General features: G+C 36.5%; 17 protein-coding genes and 3 pseudogenes. 15 read left to right on the plus strand and 5 right to left on the minus strand.

Features of this window, described 5'->3' with window-relative positions:
* The first annotated feature begins 334 nt into the window (after positions 1–334).
* The 3 genes from ACOI1D_RS17365 (at position 335) to ACOI1D_RS17375 (ending at position 3,078) form a co-directional block, all read left to right on the plus strand.
* The gene (locus ACOI1D_RS17365) at positions 335–1,744 is read left to right on the plus strand and encodes a PQQ-dependent sugar dehydrogenase (RefSeq protein WP_422502998.1); all 1,410 of its coding nucleotides are present in this window, start codon (positions 335–337) and stop codon (positions 1,742–1,744) included.
* Positions 1,745–2,000: 256 nt separating this feature from the next.
* A complete protein-coding gene (locus ACOI1D_RS17370) occupies positions 2,001–2,492 on the plus strand; it encodes a MarR family winged helix-turn-helix transcriptional regulator (RefSeq protein WP_422502999.1) in 492 nt (163 codons plus the stop codon).
* A gap of 40 nt (positions 2,493–2,532) precedes the next feature.
* Positions 2,533–3,078 carry a CBO0543 family protein gene (locus ACOI1D_RS17375; protein ID WP_422503001.1) on the plus strand — a complete coding sequence of 182 codons (546 nt, stop codon included), beginning with the start codon at positions 2,533–2,535 and terminating at the stop codon, positions 3,076–3,078.
* Between the two features lie 109 nt (positions 3,079–3,187).
* Here ACOI1D_RS17375 and ACOI1D_RS17380 read toward each other — a convergent pair whose 3' ends face one another.
* The 3 genes and pseudogenes from ACOI1D_RS17380 to ACOI1D_RS17390 form a co-directional block, all read right to left on the minus strand.
* Positions 3,188–4,555, minus strand: a complete 1,368-nt coding sequence (locus ACOI1D_RS17380) for a TrkH family potassium uptake protein (RefSeq protein ID WP_422503003.1) — start codon at positions 4,553–4,555, stop codon at positions 3,188–3,190.
* Between the two features lie 263 nt (positions 4,556–4,818).
* Positions 4,819–5,115: pseudogene (locus tag ACOI1D_RS17385) on the minus strand (RNA-guided endonuclease TnpB family protein); the annotation flags it as partial.
* Between the two features lie 87 nt (positions 5,116–5,202).
* Positions 5,203–5,256, minus strand: a pseudogene (locus ACOI1D_RS17390) (helix-turn-helix domain-containing protein); the annotation flags it as partial.
* Positions 5,257–5,570: 314 nt separating this feature from the next.
* On the opposite strand from ACOI1D_RS17390, the gene ACOI1D_RS17395 reads away from it, so the two are divergent.
* From ACOI1D_RS17395 to ACOI1D_RS17445, 11 genes are all read left to right on the plus strand, one after another.
* Entirely contained in the window at positions 5,571–6,248 is a 678-nt protein-coding gene (locus ACOI1D_RS17395; RefSeq protein ID WP_422503005.1) for a potassium channel family protein, read from the plus strand.
* A gap of 53 nt (positions 6,249–6,301) precedes the next feature.
* A complete protein-coding gene (locus ACOI1D_RS17400) occupies positions 6,302–7,576 on the plus strand; it encodes a TrkH family potassium uptake protein (protein ID WP_422503027.1) in 1,275 nt (424 codons plus the stop codon).
* Between the two features lie 19 nt (positions 7,577–7,595).
* Positions 7,596–8,240 carry an NAD-binding protein gene (locus tag ACOI1D_RS17405; protein ID WP_422503007.1) on the plus strand — a complete coding sequence of 215 codons (645 nt, stop codon included), beginning with the start codon at positions 7,596–7,598 and terminating at the stop codon, positions 8,238–8,240.
* 111 nt (positions 8,241–8,351) lie between these two features.
* Entirely contained in the window at positions 8,352–8,873 is a 522-nt protein-coding gene (locus ACOI1D_RS17410) for a CBO0543 family protein (RefSeq protein WP_422503009.1), read from the plus strand.
* Between the two features lie 952 nt (positions 8,874–9,825).
* Positions 9,826–10,317 (plus strand): YajQ family cyclic di-GMP-binding protein, encoded by a 492-nt coding sequence (locus ACOI1D_RS17415; protein ID WP_422503010.1) that lies wholly within the window; start codon positions 9,826–9,828, stop codon positions 10,315–10,317.
* A gap of 574 nt (positions 10,318–10,891) precedes the next feature.
* The gene (locus tag ACOI1D_RS17420) at positions 10,892–11,029 is read left to right on the plus strand and encodes a cytochrome c oxidase subunit 2A (RefSeq protein WP_422503012.1); all 138 of its coding nucleotides are present in this window, start codon (positions 10,892–10,894) and stop codon (positions 11,027–11,029) included.
* Positions 11,030–11,041: 12 nt separating this feature from the next.
* Positions 11,042–11,503: a cytochrome c oxidase subunit II gene (locus tag ACOI1D_RS17425; protein WP_422503014.1), complete on the plus strand. Its 462-nt coding sequence runs from the start codon at positions 11,042–11,044 to the stop codon at positions 11,501–11,503.
* Between the two features lie 16 nt (positions 11,504–11,519).
* Positions 11,520–13,199, plus strand: coding sequence for a cbb3-type cytochrome c oxidase subunit I (locus ACOI1D_RS17430; RefSeq protein WP_422503016.1), 1,680 nt, complete (start codon positions 11,520–11,522; stop codon positions 13,197–13,199).
* Positions 13,200–13,258: 59 nt separating this feature from the next.
* Positions 13,259–13,894, plus strand: coding sequence for an SCO family protein (locus tag ACOI1D_RS17435; RefSeq protein WP_422503018.1), 636 nt, complete (start codon positions 13,259–13,261; stop codon positions 13,892–13,894).
* 3 nt (positions 13,895–13,897) lie between these two features.
* Positions 13,898–14,455 carry a hypothetical protein gene (locus ACOI1D_RS17440; protein WP_422503020.1) on the plus strand — a complete coding sequence of 186 codons (558 nt, stop codon included), beginning with the start codon at positions 13,898–13,900 and terminating at the stop codon, positions 14,453–14,455.
* A 186-nt stretch (positions 14,456–14,641) separates the two neighbouring features.
* Positions 14,642–15,010 (plus strand): cytochrome C oxidase subunit II, encoded by a 369-nt coding sequence (locus ACOI1D_RS17445; RefSeq protein ID WP_422503022.1) that lies wholly within the window; start codon positions 14,642–14,644, stop codon positions 15,008–15,010.
* A 165-nt stretch (positions 15,011–15,175) separates the two neighbouring features.
* On the opposite strand, the gene ACOI1D_RS17450 is transcribed toward ACOI1D_RS17445, so the two are convergent.
* Together ACOI1D_RS17450 and ACOI1D_RS17455 are read right to left on the minus strand one after the other, a co-directional pair.
* Positions 15,176–16,249, minus strand: coding sequence for a DUF3231 family protein (locus ACOI1D_RS17450; RefSeq protein ID WP_422503024.1), 1,074 nt, complete (start codon positions 16,247–16,249; stop codon positions 15,176–15,178).
* 98 nt (positions 16,250–16,347) lie between these two features.
* Positions 16,348–16,725 (minus strand): annotated as a pseudogene (locus tag ACOI1D_RS17455) (CAP domain-containing protein); the annotation flags it as partial.
* Between the two features lie 492 nt (positions 16,726–17,217).
* On the opposite strand from ACOI1D_RS17455, the gene ACOI1D_RS17460 reads away from it, so the two are divergent.
* Positions 17,218–17,820 carry a YpjP family protein gene (locus ACOI1D_RS17460; protein WP_422503025.1) on the plus strand — a complete coding sequence of 201 codons (603 nt, stop codon included), beginning with the start codon at positions 17,218–17,220 and terminating at the stop codon, positions 17,818–17,820.
* Positions 17,821–18,054: the final 234 nt, after the last annotated feature.

Below are 18,054 nucleotides of genomic sequence, written 5' to 3' on the forward strand. Positions count from 1 at the left end.
TTCCTATATTTATGTATGTCAATTTGTCCCTATTCTTACTATTTCATAGGACTGTTTAAGTCTTTTTTTGATGCTTTCTAAGATTCTTCGTTGCTTAGTCAAATTATTTGGATAAAACAAAATTCTTGCTTAAAGTATGACAACCACTGTCCTTATGAACATGGAATGAATGAAATAACTCCCCTGATGCCAAGAAATGTTTTTTGACGCCGTATGACGCTGGTACGGAAAATGGCGCAATGCCTTGAAGATTCCGCAGCCCTAATTGGTACTATTAGAATAGTTATAATCATATTCTTTTAAAAGAAAACAATTAGAAGGAGGGAAAAGTTATTTGATTAAAGTTAAGGTTAGTTTACGCCCTATTGTAAATAGGATAAATTTACCCACTGTTTTGAAAGCAACTATACTTCCTGGTGACTCAATTGAAAGATTATTTATTGCAACTCAGGTAGGAGAAATCTTTTACATAGGAAACGGGGATATTAGGACTTTTTTAGATGTTCGCCCGCGGATCATAAAACTAGGTGTTTCTGGAGGAGGATATGACGAGCGGGGATTGCTAGGATTAGCGTTTCATCCTGAATTTTATTATAACGGTTTGTTTTATCTTCATTATTCAGTAGCTGGAACACAAGGTCCAGGCGCTCTTCCTGAATCTTTTATTCCTAACCCGTGTGATCCCAAAACTTTAAACCTAAGGTGGACAAATAGAGATACTCAATACGATCATATTGATACAGTTGAAGAATGGATTTTACAATCGAATGGTCAACCTCAAAAACGACGGACATTACTTAACTTAAGAAGACCATTTTTCAATCATAATGGTGTTGATAGCTTAAACTTTTCACCTGAAACAGGAAAACTTGTTTTAACAACCGGAGACGGTGGATCAGGCTATGATCCATTTAATTTAAGTCAGGACGAGATGGAAATCGCTGGTAAAATAATTGAAATTGATGTAGTTAAAAATACATCTATCAATAATCCACCCGTAGTCACACGTTTTAATGAACTACCCACACCTATTCAAGAAACACTAACAGTAATGGCCAAAGGGGTTCGCAATATACCAGGGATTTCATTTCAAAGGTATTATGATCAGTATATTAAATATGTGGGAAATGTCGGACAGGATTTGGTAGAGTCAATTTTTTCATTCGTTGATTATAAACCAATCCCGGTTACACAACTTATCCAAACTTCTTTAATGAAATCTGACCAAGAAGGATTGATTAACTTTGGTTGGCGAGGATGGGAAGGTGCTTTTCCTACATCGATTATAAGGGGCTGCTCTGCAAATCTGAATTTGGATGAAAAAACTATTGCTTATTACAATGAATCAATTAAAACTTCAGTGAACCGGATTCATCCTTTAACTAGTTATTACCATAAAGATCCCCGACCCGATAAGTTTGGAGGGACTGCACTTACAGGAGTCCACCCATATACTGGGAAAGGAATCCCCGCTTTAACGGGTAGCGTTGTGTTTACCGATCTTGCCCGGAAGGAAGAATCTCAAAATCCAGGTAAAGGGGTTTTAGCTTATACTAGGGTAAGACCGGATTGTAAACTAAATGATTTTAGCGTTATTGAAACCGATTATAATTTTGGGTCTCAATCTGCTTATTTTGTAAGCCTCGGAGCGAATCTAGATCAAAGCAGGTTATATTTAGGGGTTTACGGCTCTATGAAAGTGACTGATTTTAACCAAGGTACTATTTTTGAAATCGTTCCTTGATTCAAACAACAAAATTATACTTTATCTATCTAGAAAAAATAAGGGGAAAAGGTACACCGGAAGTATGTAGAGGGTATTGCGCTTGGATGATAAAGTTTTATCATCCAAGCGCTTTTGTACCTAATTTTCCCCGAAATCTCAATTATTCTATTTTTTGAATGAAAAAAATTAAATACAGAAGTATGATGCCTCAGGTAACTGTCAACAATATGTGATACTTGCATCTACAGTTGTAGATACAAGTGAGGAGGTCTACATGAAATTTTTTTACAGGCAAAACGTTGTTCTAATGGTCAGAGCATTATATTTCTGCATGGATTCCCATTGGTCTGAGCTAGGGAAGAAATACAACATTTCACCAGCGCAACAGCATATTCTATTTATTCTTTGCACGAACCAAAAAACACTAACTCCTTCTGAAATTAGTGAGATAGGCTGTTGGCACGTATCAACTGTTACAAGATTAATGAAACCATTAAAGGAAAGGGGTTTTATTACTATTGTAAGGGACCCAGAACGTTCTAAATACAAAAAGGTAACGATTACACATGCTGGTGAGGATTTATTCCATCAGATCGTTGGAACAATAATGGATAAAGATTCTTTTCCTTTTGAGATGAATCATTTATCTGAAGTTGAATTGGATGGTTTCCTACAATGTGGACAAAAGATTCTGGATATTAATAAAGGTACAGACCTTAGAGAAAAAATATTTAATGCCAAATTAACTGGTATTGATTATTTGTAAATTACTATAGTACTTAGCATTTAAGGGAGCATATGGTATTATGGCATATCCAACACAGGGTGAAATTGAAAAAGCACATAAGCAGTTGACAGAAATGAGATTTGAAAACTTTATTCATCAAGACCTATTAAGTCCACAATGGTGGCTTTTACTAGGTCTTTTTGTACTCCCATGGATACTCTGGTGGTTTCTCGTGGACAAATCAAGAATAAAACAAATCTGGCTATTTGGGTTGCTGCTATCAATCCTTATTACTATTCTGGATGACATAGGGGTTCAAATGAGTTTATGGTCCTATCCTTACCAATTAGTCAATTTTATTCCAAGGTTAAATCCAATAGATATATCTGTACTACCTGTATTACATATGCTGATTTATCAATATTTTACTAAATGGAAAACTTTTGTTATCGCTAATATAATAACTGCGCTTCTCTATGCTTATATAGCTGAACCAATCTTTGTTAAAATTAATATTTATCAGTTAACAAATTGGAAATATTCATACTCAGTTCCTATTTATATATCGAAGGCAATTATTATTAAGTTTTTCCTTGAAAGAGTATTGTTGAAAAGTAAGGTATGACTAAACTAAATTAGAAAGACAGAATATATAAGACCCCGGTTAATATACATTTATAAGTATATTAACCGGGGTCTTATAATCATCACTTTATACACCTGAAATATCTTCTTTACCCTATAATCATTCTTTCCTTAGGATAATGGAATCTGTCTTTTGTAGCTCTTCCTCTAATAATAAAGATAAACGAGAATATCCCGATCCTACCAACAAACATTAGGAAAATAATCACGCTTTTCCCAATTTCACTTAAATCGGCTGTGATCCCCATAGACAGCCCTGTAGTACCAAAGGCTGAGAAAACTTCAAATGCGATTGGAAGCAGCTCAAAAGGCTCCGTGAAGTTTAGAACGATAATAGCGGCTACACATATCATCTGAGCAGTGGTAATGACAATAAAAGACCGTATGACATCTTCATTGTCTAGCTCACGGCCAAACACCTTAATACTTGTTCTCCCTTTAGCGTAATTGTAGATTGATAACAACATGATAGCGAATGTGGTTGTTCTGATACCTCCACCTACACTACTCGGTGATGCTCCTATAAACATTAACGCACACATCATAATTAAAGTCGGTGAAGTGAACTCATTGACATCCATAGTGGCCAGGCCACCGTTCCTGGTCGTTACAGATTGAAATAGACTATAAAAGAGCTTCTCATGCCAGGACTTGTCTGCAAAAAAGGTAGAATTATGCTCTAAAATTAATATCAAGAGCCACCCTGCTAAGATAAGTGCAAAAAAAGTAACCGTTGTAAGCTTAGAAAATAAAGAAAAACTGTGTTTAGGATTCTTGCCATGGTAATTTCCTTTTATAAAGTCCTGTAGTTCAATAAGAACCGGAAACCCTATTGCTCCCAATGTCAGTAAGATAATGTTAACAAATTGGACGAAATAATCATCAGCAAATGGAATCAAAGATGCTCCAGTTATATCAAAACCAGCATTCGTCGTAGCACTGACAGCACCAAAAAATCCTTGCAGCAGAGCCTCCTGCCACGTGTCAAAATAGGATAAAAAATATGTACTTAAAATAATCGTTCCTATCAACTCTATTAGTAGAATAATCTTAAGGATTTTTAATAATAATTGAACGAGTCCGCCTAAAGTTGTTCTATTTTGGTCAATTTGTATTAATTGCCTACCTCGTAATCCGATTCTCTTCCCAAGAATAATCCATATAAAAGTTCCTAATGTCATTATTCCGATTCCACCAAATTGCAGTACTACAGTAAGTGCAATACTTCCAGCAGTATTAAACGTATCTACAGTGGAAACGACGGTAAGCCCTGTAACGCTAATAGCACTTACAGAGGTAAACAATAAATCAATAAATGTTAGATTCACACCTTCATCATGAAAGAAAGGAAGGTTTAGCCAAATCATCGAAAATAGTACCGCTATAATGTAAAACAAAACAATTAATCTAATAGTTGATAGATAGCTCACTTTAAACAATCTGGAAAAAATATTCACTTACAAACCTCCCTGCGTACCAACTCTTCCAAGTAGTAGTTGTTACAAAACATAAACTGTATTATACATGAAAGGAACCGGATTGTTCAATTATACATTAGAAAAAAATTTGTAGATAGAGAAGGAAGGTTATTTCCTTTTCTGATGATATGTTGTCTCTTGAAAAAATCCAATGATTGATTCTACATATAACTACTTGAACCCTCTCGCCACCGTTTGAAGTGGGAGATTCCTAAGAACACCAACCTAACAGTAGGTTTTAATTAGGCAAACCGCGTAGGACCTACGGTTAGAAGTTTTATTGCTTCATTTTTAATATTTATATTTGCGTTAAGATCCCTGTCGTGATGTGTACCACAAGATGGGCAATCCCACTCACGTAGTGCGAGATTCTTAACGTCTTTGTTTTCATAGCCACAACAGGAACAAATTTGGCTAGAAGGGAAATTTTTAGCGACAACTACAACTTGTTTCCCATTGCCCTTTGCTTCGTATTCTAGCATTGTTCAAAATTGCGACCAACTTACCTCGCTAATTGCCTTTGCTAACTTATGATTTTTTCCCCGTTTTCCTATAAGTTGCATTCCATTTTGCCAAAAAATGATTGACATAAAACGAGAATATCCTATGGTTTTATTAATGAAGATAGCTTGATTCTGGTTAGGGTAGATTCTGAATTTATAAGCCTTATGGCCAAGCAAATCACCTCCCCTTCTCTTTTAATGTATATGATGTCTTAAAAACACGCAAACGTTTGTTCGGTAATAATGATAAGTGGAGCTATGAATAACGCTTTAGACTTTTGGGCTAGTGCTTAGTTAGTCGGACAATTGAGATAGCTAAATCTATCCCTTATCCGAAGGCGATTCATCTCTACCCTTCTCATTCCTTGAGGATGGAGTCTTCTCGCCTGGAATGATAAATATGAAATTCCTATTAAAAACCACCTTATATTAATGAAAGATTATGTAGATACTGATAAACAAAACCCTAACATAAGGAAGGAAGTAACAAATTGAGTGATAATTCACCACGTAAAAAGGAATTTGCAGTAATTGGGTTAGGGCGCTTCGGGGGGAACCTGTGTAAAGAATTAGTCAGTCTGGGTGTTGATGTTTTGGCATTAGACAAAAGGCTGGAACGTGTTCAAGAATATTCACCTTTGGTTAGTCACGCAGCCGAACTAGATGCAATCGATAAAGAGTCATTAAAAGCGGTAGGTATTAATAATTTTAATTGTGTGATTGTAAGCCTTGGTGAGGGTATAGAATCAAGTATTTTAGCTACTCTTATCCTGAAAGAAATGGGGATAGAAAAAGTGTGGGTAAAGGCTCGTAATGAATACCACGAGAAGGTGTTGAAAAAGGTTGGAGCAGATAAAATAATTCACCCTGAACGCGATATGGCAATACGGATTGCTAACCATATTGTTTCGGATAAGATAACAGATTACATAGAGCTGTCTGATGAATATAGTATCGTAGAAATTAAAGCAAGTAATAAGGTAGCGGGTAAGACATTATCTGAACTGGATATACAAGCTAACTATGGATGTAACGTTATTGCAATCAAACAAAGAACGAACAATATTGTGGTTTCTCCCTCTCCTTACATGAAGATAGATAGCACCGATATATTAGTTGCAATAGGTAGCAATGACAATCTTGAAAGATTTGAAAATGAGGGGGTGTAGTGGTGATAAACAATGGAATAACGAAGAAGATAAATCCCCCGAAGTTCCTAGTAATGATTTTTATCACTTTTATAGTCATAGGGACAATATTGCTTAAACTACCCTTTGCCACTACGGAATCAATTTCTCTTCTTAATGCCTTTTTCACGGCAACATCAGCAATGACAGTGACAGGTCTTATTGTAGTGGATACGGGTACAGCGTTTACTTTATTTGGTCAGGTTGTGATTCTTCTATTAATTCAACTTGGTGGATTAGGAATTATGACATTTGCAGTTTTCGTCTTCTTAATGGCGGGGAGAAAGTTAGGCTTTAAGGAGCATGTCCTTATTACACAGTCATTAAATCAAAATTCAATAGGTGGCATTATTGTTCTCGCTAAAAAACTATTAGTGTTTTCATTAATAACGGAAACCATTGTATTTATTTTACTATCATTGCGTTGGGTCCCAACAATGGGGTTAAAAGAAGGTTTATTTGCTGGTTTATTCCATTCAGTGTCGGCATTTAATAATGCGGGATTTTCTATTTGGTCAGATAGTTTATCCCGTTTCGTCAACGATCCCATAGTTACGGTAATTATAACCGCCTCATTTATCATTGGTGGTATTGGTTTTACGGTAATCTTTGACATGTGGAAAAAGAAGAAGTTTAGAAAATTCAGTTTGCATACAAAACTGATGGTTGTTGGAACAGTAGTTATTAACGTTATTGCGGTGGTTTTTGTATTTTGGTTAGAATTCGATAACCCAAACACGATTGGTGATCTTTCACTATTCAATAAACTACAGGCCTCTTATTTCCAGGCGGTGACCCCAAGAACAGCCGGATTTAATACACTTGATATTGGAAGCTTAAACGATTCCACATTATTTTTAATGGTTATACTGATGTTCATTGGTGCGGGTAGTGCATCAACAGGTGGTGGGATAAAGCTAACAACATTTCTTTCACTGATGCTATCTGTTGCTTCATTCATTAAAAAGAAAGAGGAAATAACAATTTTCAAGCGAACGATTACTGATTCAACTGTTGTACGCTCTTTGGCGATTACAGTCCTTAGTATCACCTTTGTATTTATAGGGATTTTTATTTTAGATATAACAGAGGATGCATCCTTTCTTATGATTGTTTTTGAGGCAGTTTCTGCGTTTGGAACTGTTGGGCTTTCAATGGGATTAACAGATGATTTAACATCAATAGGAAAGATCATTATTATGATTATAATGATCATTGGCAAAGTCGGCCCACTAACACTAGCCTTTTCACTGGCAAAACAAAAAAACGTAAGAGTCCGTTATGCGCGTGAAGATATATTAACAGGATAACAAAAGGTGAGATGAATGAATGGAAAACCATCATGTAATAATAGGTTGGAATGAACGATCTAGACAACTAATTCAGAAGATAAGAGCTAAAGGCAATGAAGAACCCATTTTGTTAATTGACGCTACATTATCCTCACCTCCAGTAAATGAAGGTAATTTTAAGTTTATAAGAGGCGATGCTTATGAAATTGAGGTTTTAGTTAGTGCGAATATAAGCCGGGCAAAATCAGTTGTTGTGACATCTGACCCATCGAAGAGTGAAGAAGAAGCAGATCAGTATAGCATTCTACTTACTATTTCAGTAAAGATTGCTAATCCAACTGTCAAAATCATTACTGAGATTCTAACAAATAAATATTTTGAAAATGCCAGAAGAGCAGGTGCAACAACTATAATCAGGTCTAATGAATTTATGGGGAATTTATTCTATAACCACATTAAACATGGTGAATCAGATAAATCATCCCTTGAACAGCTAATCGCACAAAAGTATAAAACGTTATCCCTTCCAGATCAATTGGCAAACAAAACATTTGAAGAGTGTCAGGAATATTTTTTGAGTAATGGAAACGTACTTATAGGATTAGTTTGTAATGGGAAGATGTCAATTAATCCACCATTTAAAACGATTGTGAACAATACTAATTTGTTAATAGCACTATAACCGTATATATTAAACATTTTTCATGCACTGTACAATGCATGAAAATGGATGTGTATGTTCATACTCATTGAAGAATGTTTCATAATTTCTGGCAAAAAAGAGGTCTTTTATTTGCATACATTAAGTCAAATTTTGTTTATATTCTTAGCATATAAATTTGGAGATTTACGTGAGTGGAAAAAATACCAATCAACACTTTTATACGTCTGCACATTGAATCTTCTATATAATTTTCTTGCTGCAAATTATGATTTATGGAAGTATCAACCTGATTTTTACTCTTCTCACTCTTTGACCGAGGTGGGTAACAGCATTTTTTTGCTACCTGCAATTTCCTTTATTTTTCTATCTAATTATCCAGAAGAACATACACAAAAAAAGGTATTATTCTACTATGTAAAGTGGATAGTTGGTTCTATCCTTGTAGAGAGTGTATTTGTTTACTTTGACAAAATCACTTTTCATCATGGTTACAAATTTTGGATGGAGCCTGCTTTTTATTTTCTAATGTATACCTTCATTCGCCTTCATTTCAAGCATCCGCTTTTAACCTATTTTCTTTCAGGTTTAGTTGTAGTAGGATTTATCTGGATTTTCGATGTTCCTATTACTACACCGATTGGCGAACGATAGAAGCATTTAAACTAAAAAACTTTCAAAAATTGACTCGAACCTGTATTCCATAAGTTGTTCTTATTTCCTATATTTACTATAATGACTATATAGTGCAATGTATTTAACCTTGACTCATTTCATAAGTTTTGTTGCTGTATAACCTTCACAGTTGATACAAACTGCGACGTAGTAAATTCTTTAGACGCCGTTCCGGCAGAACACTTCGCTTTCCGCGGGCACGGCCTCAGTCTCCTCAGAAGCAAAGAACGCTTCTTCCGGGGCCTTCGGACGCGTGCTGTTCCCGCAGGAGTCTTCGTATTCCGCCTTCACTAAGATAGAAAGTTACGCTAGAATTTTGTGGTTCTTACGGAAACTCTTCTCCCTTGGACAAAAGGCTAACTAAGCTGCGGAAAAATGCGAGACTCCAGTGGGAAAGGAACCAGGCCACTGAAAAAGCGGTGGATTTTTAAAAATTAACTTTTCACTTTAACTTAGCATCTTGAATATACGTAGACTCCTGCGGGAAGCAAGAGATCATCGAGACCCCGCAGGACGGCAGTCCGAGGAGGCTCGGCACTCTCCCTAAGGTGCGCGAAGTATATTCGAAGATGCGACGGCAAATCGACACATTTTGTACTACATTTAACTTTTTCAGCAGCCTCGAAAGGAACAGTCTGAAGACCCCGCAGTGAGCGGTAGATGACGCGTGCCGACTAAGACCGTCCTTTGCGGACAACATCGGCATACCCCTTGCCGGGGCAAGGTGGCTGAAGCGTTTCCCACGGAAAGCGAGTGTTTTTTCCGCAGCGCTGGTTCAGCACCAATTTAATAAATGGTGATAGAAAATATACATAACTGTTACGTCGCATTCTATAGATTTTATGTCAATAACAACAATCTTTTAGAAAACAGCTTTAACTTTTTAATGATAAGCTAGAAAAGACAATAATAAAAAATTCGGAGGTTCATTATGGCTAAAGAAAGCTCATTCGATATTGTATCCCAAGTGGATATGCCTGAAGTAACAAACGCAGTCACCGCAGCATTAAAGGAAATTAAAACCCGTTATGATTTTAAAGGAAGCACAAGCGACATCTCCCTTGATAAGGAAGAGCTTGTGCTAGTGTCTGATAACGATTACAAGCTGGAACAGTTAAAAGAAGTTCTCGTATCAAAATTAATTAAACGTGGAGTGCCCACAAAAAATATCGATTATGGAAAAGTAGAAAGCGCTTTTAGTGGAAATGTGCGTCAACGCGGAAAGCTTATCCAAGGGATCGATAAAGAAAATGCGAAAAAAATAAATACTATTATTAAAAACAGTGGCCTTAAAGTAAAAAGTCAAATTCAGGACGATCAGGTTCGTGTTACAGCTAAAAACAAGGATGATTTACAGCAAATTATGGCTGCGGTCCGCCAAGGGAAATTGCCTGTCGATGTACAATTCATTAACTATAGATAAAAAACATGTGTACGGTTCGTTTGCTGAATCAAATGTATCCAAAAACCATTGAATTAAATTCTAATTTGATGGTTTTTTGTCGTTAAGAACCACAAAATTTTAGGTCCTTAACGAGATAAAGAACCAACAATAGCGAAGCAATTTGGTGATAACCTTATCGTAAGAAGGCCGATATGCGTCACTAGGCAATGGGCGCTGGAGCTGGACGCGTGTGTTTATGCAAGGGCATTCGCCATAAGAGCTTTTCGTCACGTCGATTTTTCTAATTTGGCTTTTACATATTTGCTGGTATACTCCAACCGTTAATAGAAGGTTGGGGTATTTTTTTTGGCAGTAAGGCCTTAAGCCAAGTTTTAATTATAAAAAACATTCCTTACTGTATATGTGCAACTAATTCTTACGTCATTAGCACTTTCCGCTTAACATTCATGATTATACTTTCTGTTTCCCTAAAGAATATGGCAATATTATGACGCTTCAAAAAAACATATCTAAGATGTGATTTACTTCACATCCACTGGAAATAATTCAGACTATGATGAAAGAGAAATAACTACTAAGGAGGATGTAGCCGATGGGATTAAACAAGACAAAACAAGTTGACAAAGAGGAAAATTCGTTTAGAGGCACCTTGTTATCTGTGGGGTTTGTAGCAGCGGTTATTGTAATAATGTGGGTAGGCGTATTTAGCCTGTATATGTCAAGAATTTAAGGGGGAGTAACTATGCATCGATTGGAAGAAACATGGTTAGCTGTAAGTATCGGCATCTTAGTCATTTTTATGCTAATAACTGGTTATCAAACATTTGCGCTAGGAATGGGTCCACCAAGTAACAAAGAAATGATTGATCCCCAAAAAGTAAGTGAAACAGCACCATTCGATAATCCAGGGGTCAAAAAAATTGGTGAAAATGAATATGAAGTTGTCATGACTTTACAAGCTTTTGGGTTTGACCCGAGTGAAGTTGAAGTGCCTGCTGGCGCAAAGGTGAACTTTATCCTGACTTCAAAGGATGTTACACATGGCTTTCAAGTGGCAGGTACAAATATAAATGCCATGGTAATGCCGGGGCATATTCAAAAAATATCACATACATTTGAAGAACCTGGTGATTATTTGGTTTTATGTAATGAATACTGCGGTGCAGGGCACCAAGTGATGGGTACTTCCATTATAGTCAAGTAAAGGAGGGGTAGTATCAATGGAACATGCAATATCGTCAAACAAAATTATAGAAAAATCAAGCATTTTAGGTGTAAATCCTAAAGATGCGAAGGTGTCTTTATCTTTTTTAACTGTAGCATTTGTTTCGTTGCTGATTGGTGGAGTTTTAGGGTTGTTGCAAGGTTTACAGCGAGCGGGAATTATGTCGCTGCCATCATGGCTGAACTATTATCAAGTACTAACAGCACACGGAATTTTATTAGTTATTGTTTTTACCGCTACCTTTACTATTGGTTATTTATATGCGAGTCTTTCTCACAGTCTAGGTGGTCTATTATCAAAAGTACGTAAAATGGCATGGATCGGTTTCGCATTAATGGTTTTAGGTGTTGTTTTAGTTGTAACTACAATTGTAATGAATGAATCATCTGTTTTATATACGTTTTATCCACCACTAGCTGCTTCACCGTGGTTTTATATAGGACTCGTTTTTCTTGTCCTGGGAATATGGTCTTGTTGCTTTGGCGTTTTCACCAATTATCGCTATTGGAGAAAAATGCATCCAGGACAGACAACACCATTAATGGCATATTTTACAATGGGTGTGTTTGTACTGTGGTTCTTCGGAAGTATTGGAGTAACAATCGAAGTCTTAACACTTATTCCCTGGTCGCTTGGTTGGAAGGAAACAATTAATGTTATGGTTTCCCGTACTCTGTTTTGGAGCTTTGGCCACACACTGGTAAATATTTGGTATCTGGTTGCCATCTCTGCCTGGTATGCAATTGTACCAAAAATTATCGGTGGAAGATTGTTTAATGACAAATTGATCAGAGTCGTTGTTATCCTAATCGTTATTTTAAACATTCCTGGGGGCTTTCACCATCAAATTATCGATCCCGGAATATCACAATCAATTAAATTTTTACATGTATTTATGAGTCTATCTATTGCAGTGCCTTCTCTAATGACTGCATTTGCTATGTTCGCAGTATTCGAACGTACAGGCAGAAGCCTGGGTGGGAAAGGATTACTAGGTTGGGTTAAAAAACTACCATGGGGTGATGTAAGATTTTTGGCGCCTATGATAGCCATGATTGCCTTTATCCCTGGAGGAGCAGGCGGAATTGTTAATACTAGTAACCAATTGAACCAAGTAATTCATAACACAATGTGGGTTGTTGGGCATTTTCACATCACAGTCGGCGTATCAGTCGTTCTTACTTTCTTCGGGATTTGTTATTGGCTAATTCCTTATTTAGCAAAACGCCAACTAACGCCAAGAATGAACAAAATTGGTGTAATACAAACATTGTTGTGGACATTAGGAATGACACTTATGGCTGGATCCATGCACCTGGTTGGGTTATTAGGATCGCCAAGACGGACTTCTGATACTTCCTATGGAGGTCATGAAACAGCACTCAGCTGGATTCCATTTGAGTTTGTTTATGGAATTGGTGGCAGCATACTCCTAGTAGCTATAATTATTCAGGTTTACGCTGTGTTTCACATGATGTTTCGTGCACCAAAAGGCTATACAGAATTTCCAGCAGCTCAACCCGAGGACGATGCACGTCCAACTCCATTATGGACAGAACGTTGGGGGATTTGGATTGTATTATTGCTTATGGTTGCTGCGATGGCATATGCAGTACCAATTGTCGACTTCATGGTTAATGCACCGCCAGGATCACCACCTATCAGAACATGGTAGCAGTTTTGTAACAAGGTAGTCTGTGGTCACGGCTACCTTGTTGGATTGGAAGTGATCGTGTGTCAAAAAAAACACGTAACTATTTTGCTTTTATTGTTGTTATTTTATTTGGATTTGTCCTGTTTTATAGTAGTACAGATGGATTTCGTGCTTTCACTGCAGAAAGTGCCAGGACGTATGAGTTAATAAAAAACAAACCTGAATTTCCTGCTGTGACATTACAGGACAGTAAAGAGAGAGTATATAAATTTGATGAATTTGCAAAAGGAAAATATGTTTTTCTGACATTTATGTACACGAACTGTACAACTGTTTGTCCACAATTGGAATTAAATATGGCAGATGTTTATAATCGATTGCCTGATAATTATATTGGTAAGGAAATACTTTTTTTAAGTATTAGTTTCGATCCAGAAAATGATGACCCAGCTACGCTAGAAAAGTACCGTTCCTACTTTAATAGTGATGGTGAAACATGGCGTATGGCTAGAATTAAAGATGAAGGTGAACTTAAAGCCCTATTGACGAATCTTGGAGTAACAGTGATTCCAGATGGGTATGGTAATTTTCAGCACAATACAGCATTTTATTTAATTGGTAAAGAGGGCCACTTGTTAGAGGTCATGGACTTTACAAAAATCAGTGATGCAGTACGTACCGTTGAAGACTATATAGAAAAAGGAGTGGAGGGGTAGGTTATGAAACAGCCACGTTACGGATTACTATTATTTGTTTTTTTAATCCTTCCTCCAGTCGCAAATCTATTAGAGTCAATTATGATCGTTCATATGCACATGCAATTACCTTTGCTGGTTATCGCAGGATTTCTTATGGCACCTTTCTTTCAAACGAAATTTTCGGGGGTTTTTAGAAAGTGGAATAGTAATGGTATACCAGGCATAGCCCTTGTTGTAATTATCTGGTCTTATTGGATGATTCCAAGAATGATGGATGAAGCTTTGACAATTCAGATGGTGGAAATTTTTAAATTTATCAGCCTGCCTTTCTTAGTGGGTGTGCCTCTCAGAGACAGTTGGAAAAAGATAGGCACAGGTGTTAAGGATACAGTTTATATATTACTTACGTTAATGCTAATCACAATGGCCTGGATATATATAGGTGCTGACCAACAAATATGTAACAATTACTTGTTAGTAGAACAGCAAACTGTTGGATGGGGCTCGCTGGCAATGGCTGGATGTTTGATTATATATTTTCTGCAATTAACTCTCGGAGATCGTTCTGAATATGAGTAACTTTAAAAGTTGGCAAAACACAAAAGTAAAGAGAATTAAAGAAAAATCATAAGAAAAACCATAATTTGTGTCATATTCATGACAGTTTTAGTAAGTGTGATTTTAATCATACTTTTATAGATAATAAAGGATTAAAATTAGGTTGTAAACAAAGATACAATCATTTTATAAGAGGAGGAAATAAAAATGAAAAAGTTTATTATAGGGGTTATGTTTCTAACATTAGTATTATTTTTAGCAGCTTGTGGAGGGGATGACGCAGCTAGTGGAAGTGAAGATGCAAGCAGTGATAAATCATCAGGAAACACAGTAGAATTAGTAGCATCAAATTGGGAGTTTGCGGAAGACAGCTACACTGTACCTGCAGGAGAAGTTACATTTGATCTTGTTAATGAAGAAGGGTTCCACGGAATTGCTATTGATGGAACAGATGTAAAAATTGAAGGAGAAGGTAGTGCAACAGCAACTCTTGAACCAGGCGAGTATACTATCAATTGTATTGTTCCTTGTGGTGAAGGACATGCAGAAATGACTGCACAATTAATTGTAGAATAAAAAGTCTTTCCTGTGAATTAATAATAATTTAAACAATCCCAAGTAAAGCGGTGTGAACTTTTCACGCCGCTTTTACTATTCTGACTGGCTATTTTACTTCATCGACAACGATCCATTTCTTTATAAAAAACCTCTAAGTTTTAGAGGAGAGTAATTTAATATAGATTATGTGTCTGATTTGCTCCCAGGTGATGTCTTGGATAGTTTTTTTCGGTCAGCAGCAGTAGGGGGCTCTTCTAACCATCCATAATCCAGGGTAAGATTTAATCCATCGTTCGCAAACTTACCTATTCCTGATGATAGTGTAAGGAATTGAAGGTGCAGGTCATGTCTTAGTATTTTGGAAATTGCGATTCCGTAATCTTGCATTCCAATAGCATTTGCAAGTGATGTGTGATAAAGCATTAACTTATCCGAAAAAGGTGGAGTGGTTGAATCAGTAATATTCGCATCCATCAATTTTGGGGTGGATAAATTGGCTTCTGTAAGATACTTTCCTAACTGTTTAATTTGTTTATCCGCCAATTGAGCACCATCCCGAAAATACTTTCTTAACTTGTCAGAGGATGCAACCTGGCTAAACCCCAGCATAATGCTTTTACCTAATACATTAGTGTTGATATTAATCTGTAATGACTTTATTTCCAAAGCAGTTAACGGTCTGAGTTTTCCTGCTACAGCAGAGATGAAGGAACTTTTCTCAACAAAATCAACTTTCTTCGGATAGGGGGTAGAAGGAGGGGTAATATCCATACCTTTTGACAGCAGTAAATGAATACCTTTTTTATATATTTCAATAGAATCCTGGATACATTCAGTGAAGTAATCCATGATATCTTGTCTGGAAGAGCCGGAAAGTGCACTGCCATATGTTATTAAGCCTGCTCTGGACATTTCTGTAAGGTAAAACACTATAAATATATCACTGAAAAGCCGTGGAGCTTCCTTTCTAATATCTTGTTCCCCAAAGCCAACAGGCAAAGGTATATCCTCCTTTGTATATATCGCTTTTATGGAGTTAAGGTGTTTTTGTGAGACATCTAATGTAAACTTTAGATAATCATTTATCTCATCATCTTTAACAACATTGAGATGATGTTCTATAACGCAAGCAAACAAAGAGTCTCCAAGGTAATTTGCAAATAGATCACCTAATTCAGATGCGGCTAACTTCCTATGTTGTTGATGTTCTTGTATTTCTTTCTTTCCAGCTTCTTGTGACGATGAATTTGGTTCCATTTCTCAATCCTCCTAATGTACCCAGTTAGTATTTGTGTAAGGTTTAAAAAATATTATAAGTGGCTGCTAAAAAAACAGTCCTCCACCAGAATTTATCGTTATTTTTCAATAAACATTTGAGTCCAGTAATAATCGCTTTTCACAAAACCAACTCCAATGTGTGTAAACTCACTATTTAATATGTTGGCTCTATGGCCTTCACTGTTCATCCATGCATCTACTACTTGTTCAGGTGTACGCTGACCGTGGGCAAGGTTTTCTCCTGCAGTTCGATAAGTCACGCCAAAGTCTCTCATCATAGTAAAAGGGGACCCATATGTAGGACTTGCGTGTGAAAAATAATCATTCGTGAGCATATCCCGCGACTTCAGCCTAGCTATACGACTTAAAGGAGTGTCCACTTGCAGTTCAGGTAATCCTTCTTTTTGTCTAACAGCATTGGTTAACTCAACAACTGTTGATTCAAAATCACTTAATTGTGTAGTTGTCAAAGGCTGGAAAGGTTCTGCAGCATTACTTTGTGGCTGGAGTGGACGATCAATGCTGTCCACATTAAAATTATCATTGTACTGTGGTTGTTTGTTACCGGAAGAATCTCCGCCACTTGATAAGCTTGTATAAATACTGGAGGCAGTCTCATCTGAGTGACTATCTTTTTTATCTAATGCATTTTCTTCATTGCTGCAGGCAATAAGTGAAAATAAAATTAAGGTAATCAAACTGATATATAGTCTATTTAATTGCAAATCGAAAATCTCCCTTGCATCTTTTCAATTAGCATTTGTCTTAACCTTTAAAAATATAAGTGGAAATTTAAATAAAATAAGCGGACGCCAAAACAAAAGGTTAAGAATAGGAGTTTTATTTCATTACAAAATTTACAAGTTTGTTAAAGATTAAAAATAGTATGGACAAATCACTTTAACGTGGTAAAATTTAAAGCAAATAGATAAGGGAAGGTGGTATACATGAAGCTTTGGTTTAGAAAAATATCTGTTGTATTAATCACAATTATGACTTTAGGGTTGTATATCCCACCAACCTATTTAGATGCTGATGCTGAGAAAAGTAAAGAAGCTGTCTCTTCTAATGATACTATCAAACAGGATGAGATCACCTCAATTACTGAGATCAGTGAAGAAAATGAGCTTGACGTCACGCTTGAAGATGACGACTTCATCAGTGTCCTGACAGAGCAAGCTAAAGAACAAACCATATCAAAATTAGGACCGAAAATTAGCAATCAGATAGAAGCAGACTTTGAGACTACTATTTTGCCAAACTTAGAAATAGTCCTTCAAGACATACTAGCTAATGCTGGAGAAGAAGCTTCTGCTTACTTAGCAATTACGGAAGGTCCAACACAAGGTTTTGGTGAAAGAATCTTTAACATTTACGATAACCGCACAAAAAAAGACATAGCGAAATTTCATGTTAGACGTGACAACCGTCCACAAGAAGGATACTGGTTTAATTTTCACTATCATGTAAGTTCAGATGGATTTGAGAATCATCATGAAATTGGAGAAGTTTACTGGGATAAAAATGTTCCACCGAAATGGATGACTTAAATTAAAAACATGCAGCATAGGGCTTAACCTAGGCTGCATGTTTTATTTTTATAGCTTAATTTAGACCCAATGCTTCTAAACCAATTTCAGCAAGTTTGATTTGCCCCTCGGTAGTTGGGTGAATGTCGCCCGGGATTACGTATTTAGCCTGGTCGTTGCCAAATGCAGAATAGGCATCAGCTAAAATGATATTACCATAAAAAGCGTTGTAGCCCTTAGTTAGAGCCGTTATTT

The sequence above is a fragment of the Virgibacillus sp. DJP39 genome (genome assembly GCF_049310925.1).
GTDB lineage: Bacteria > Bacillota > Bacilli > Bacillales > Amphibacillaceae > Virgibacillus_F.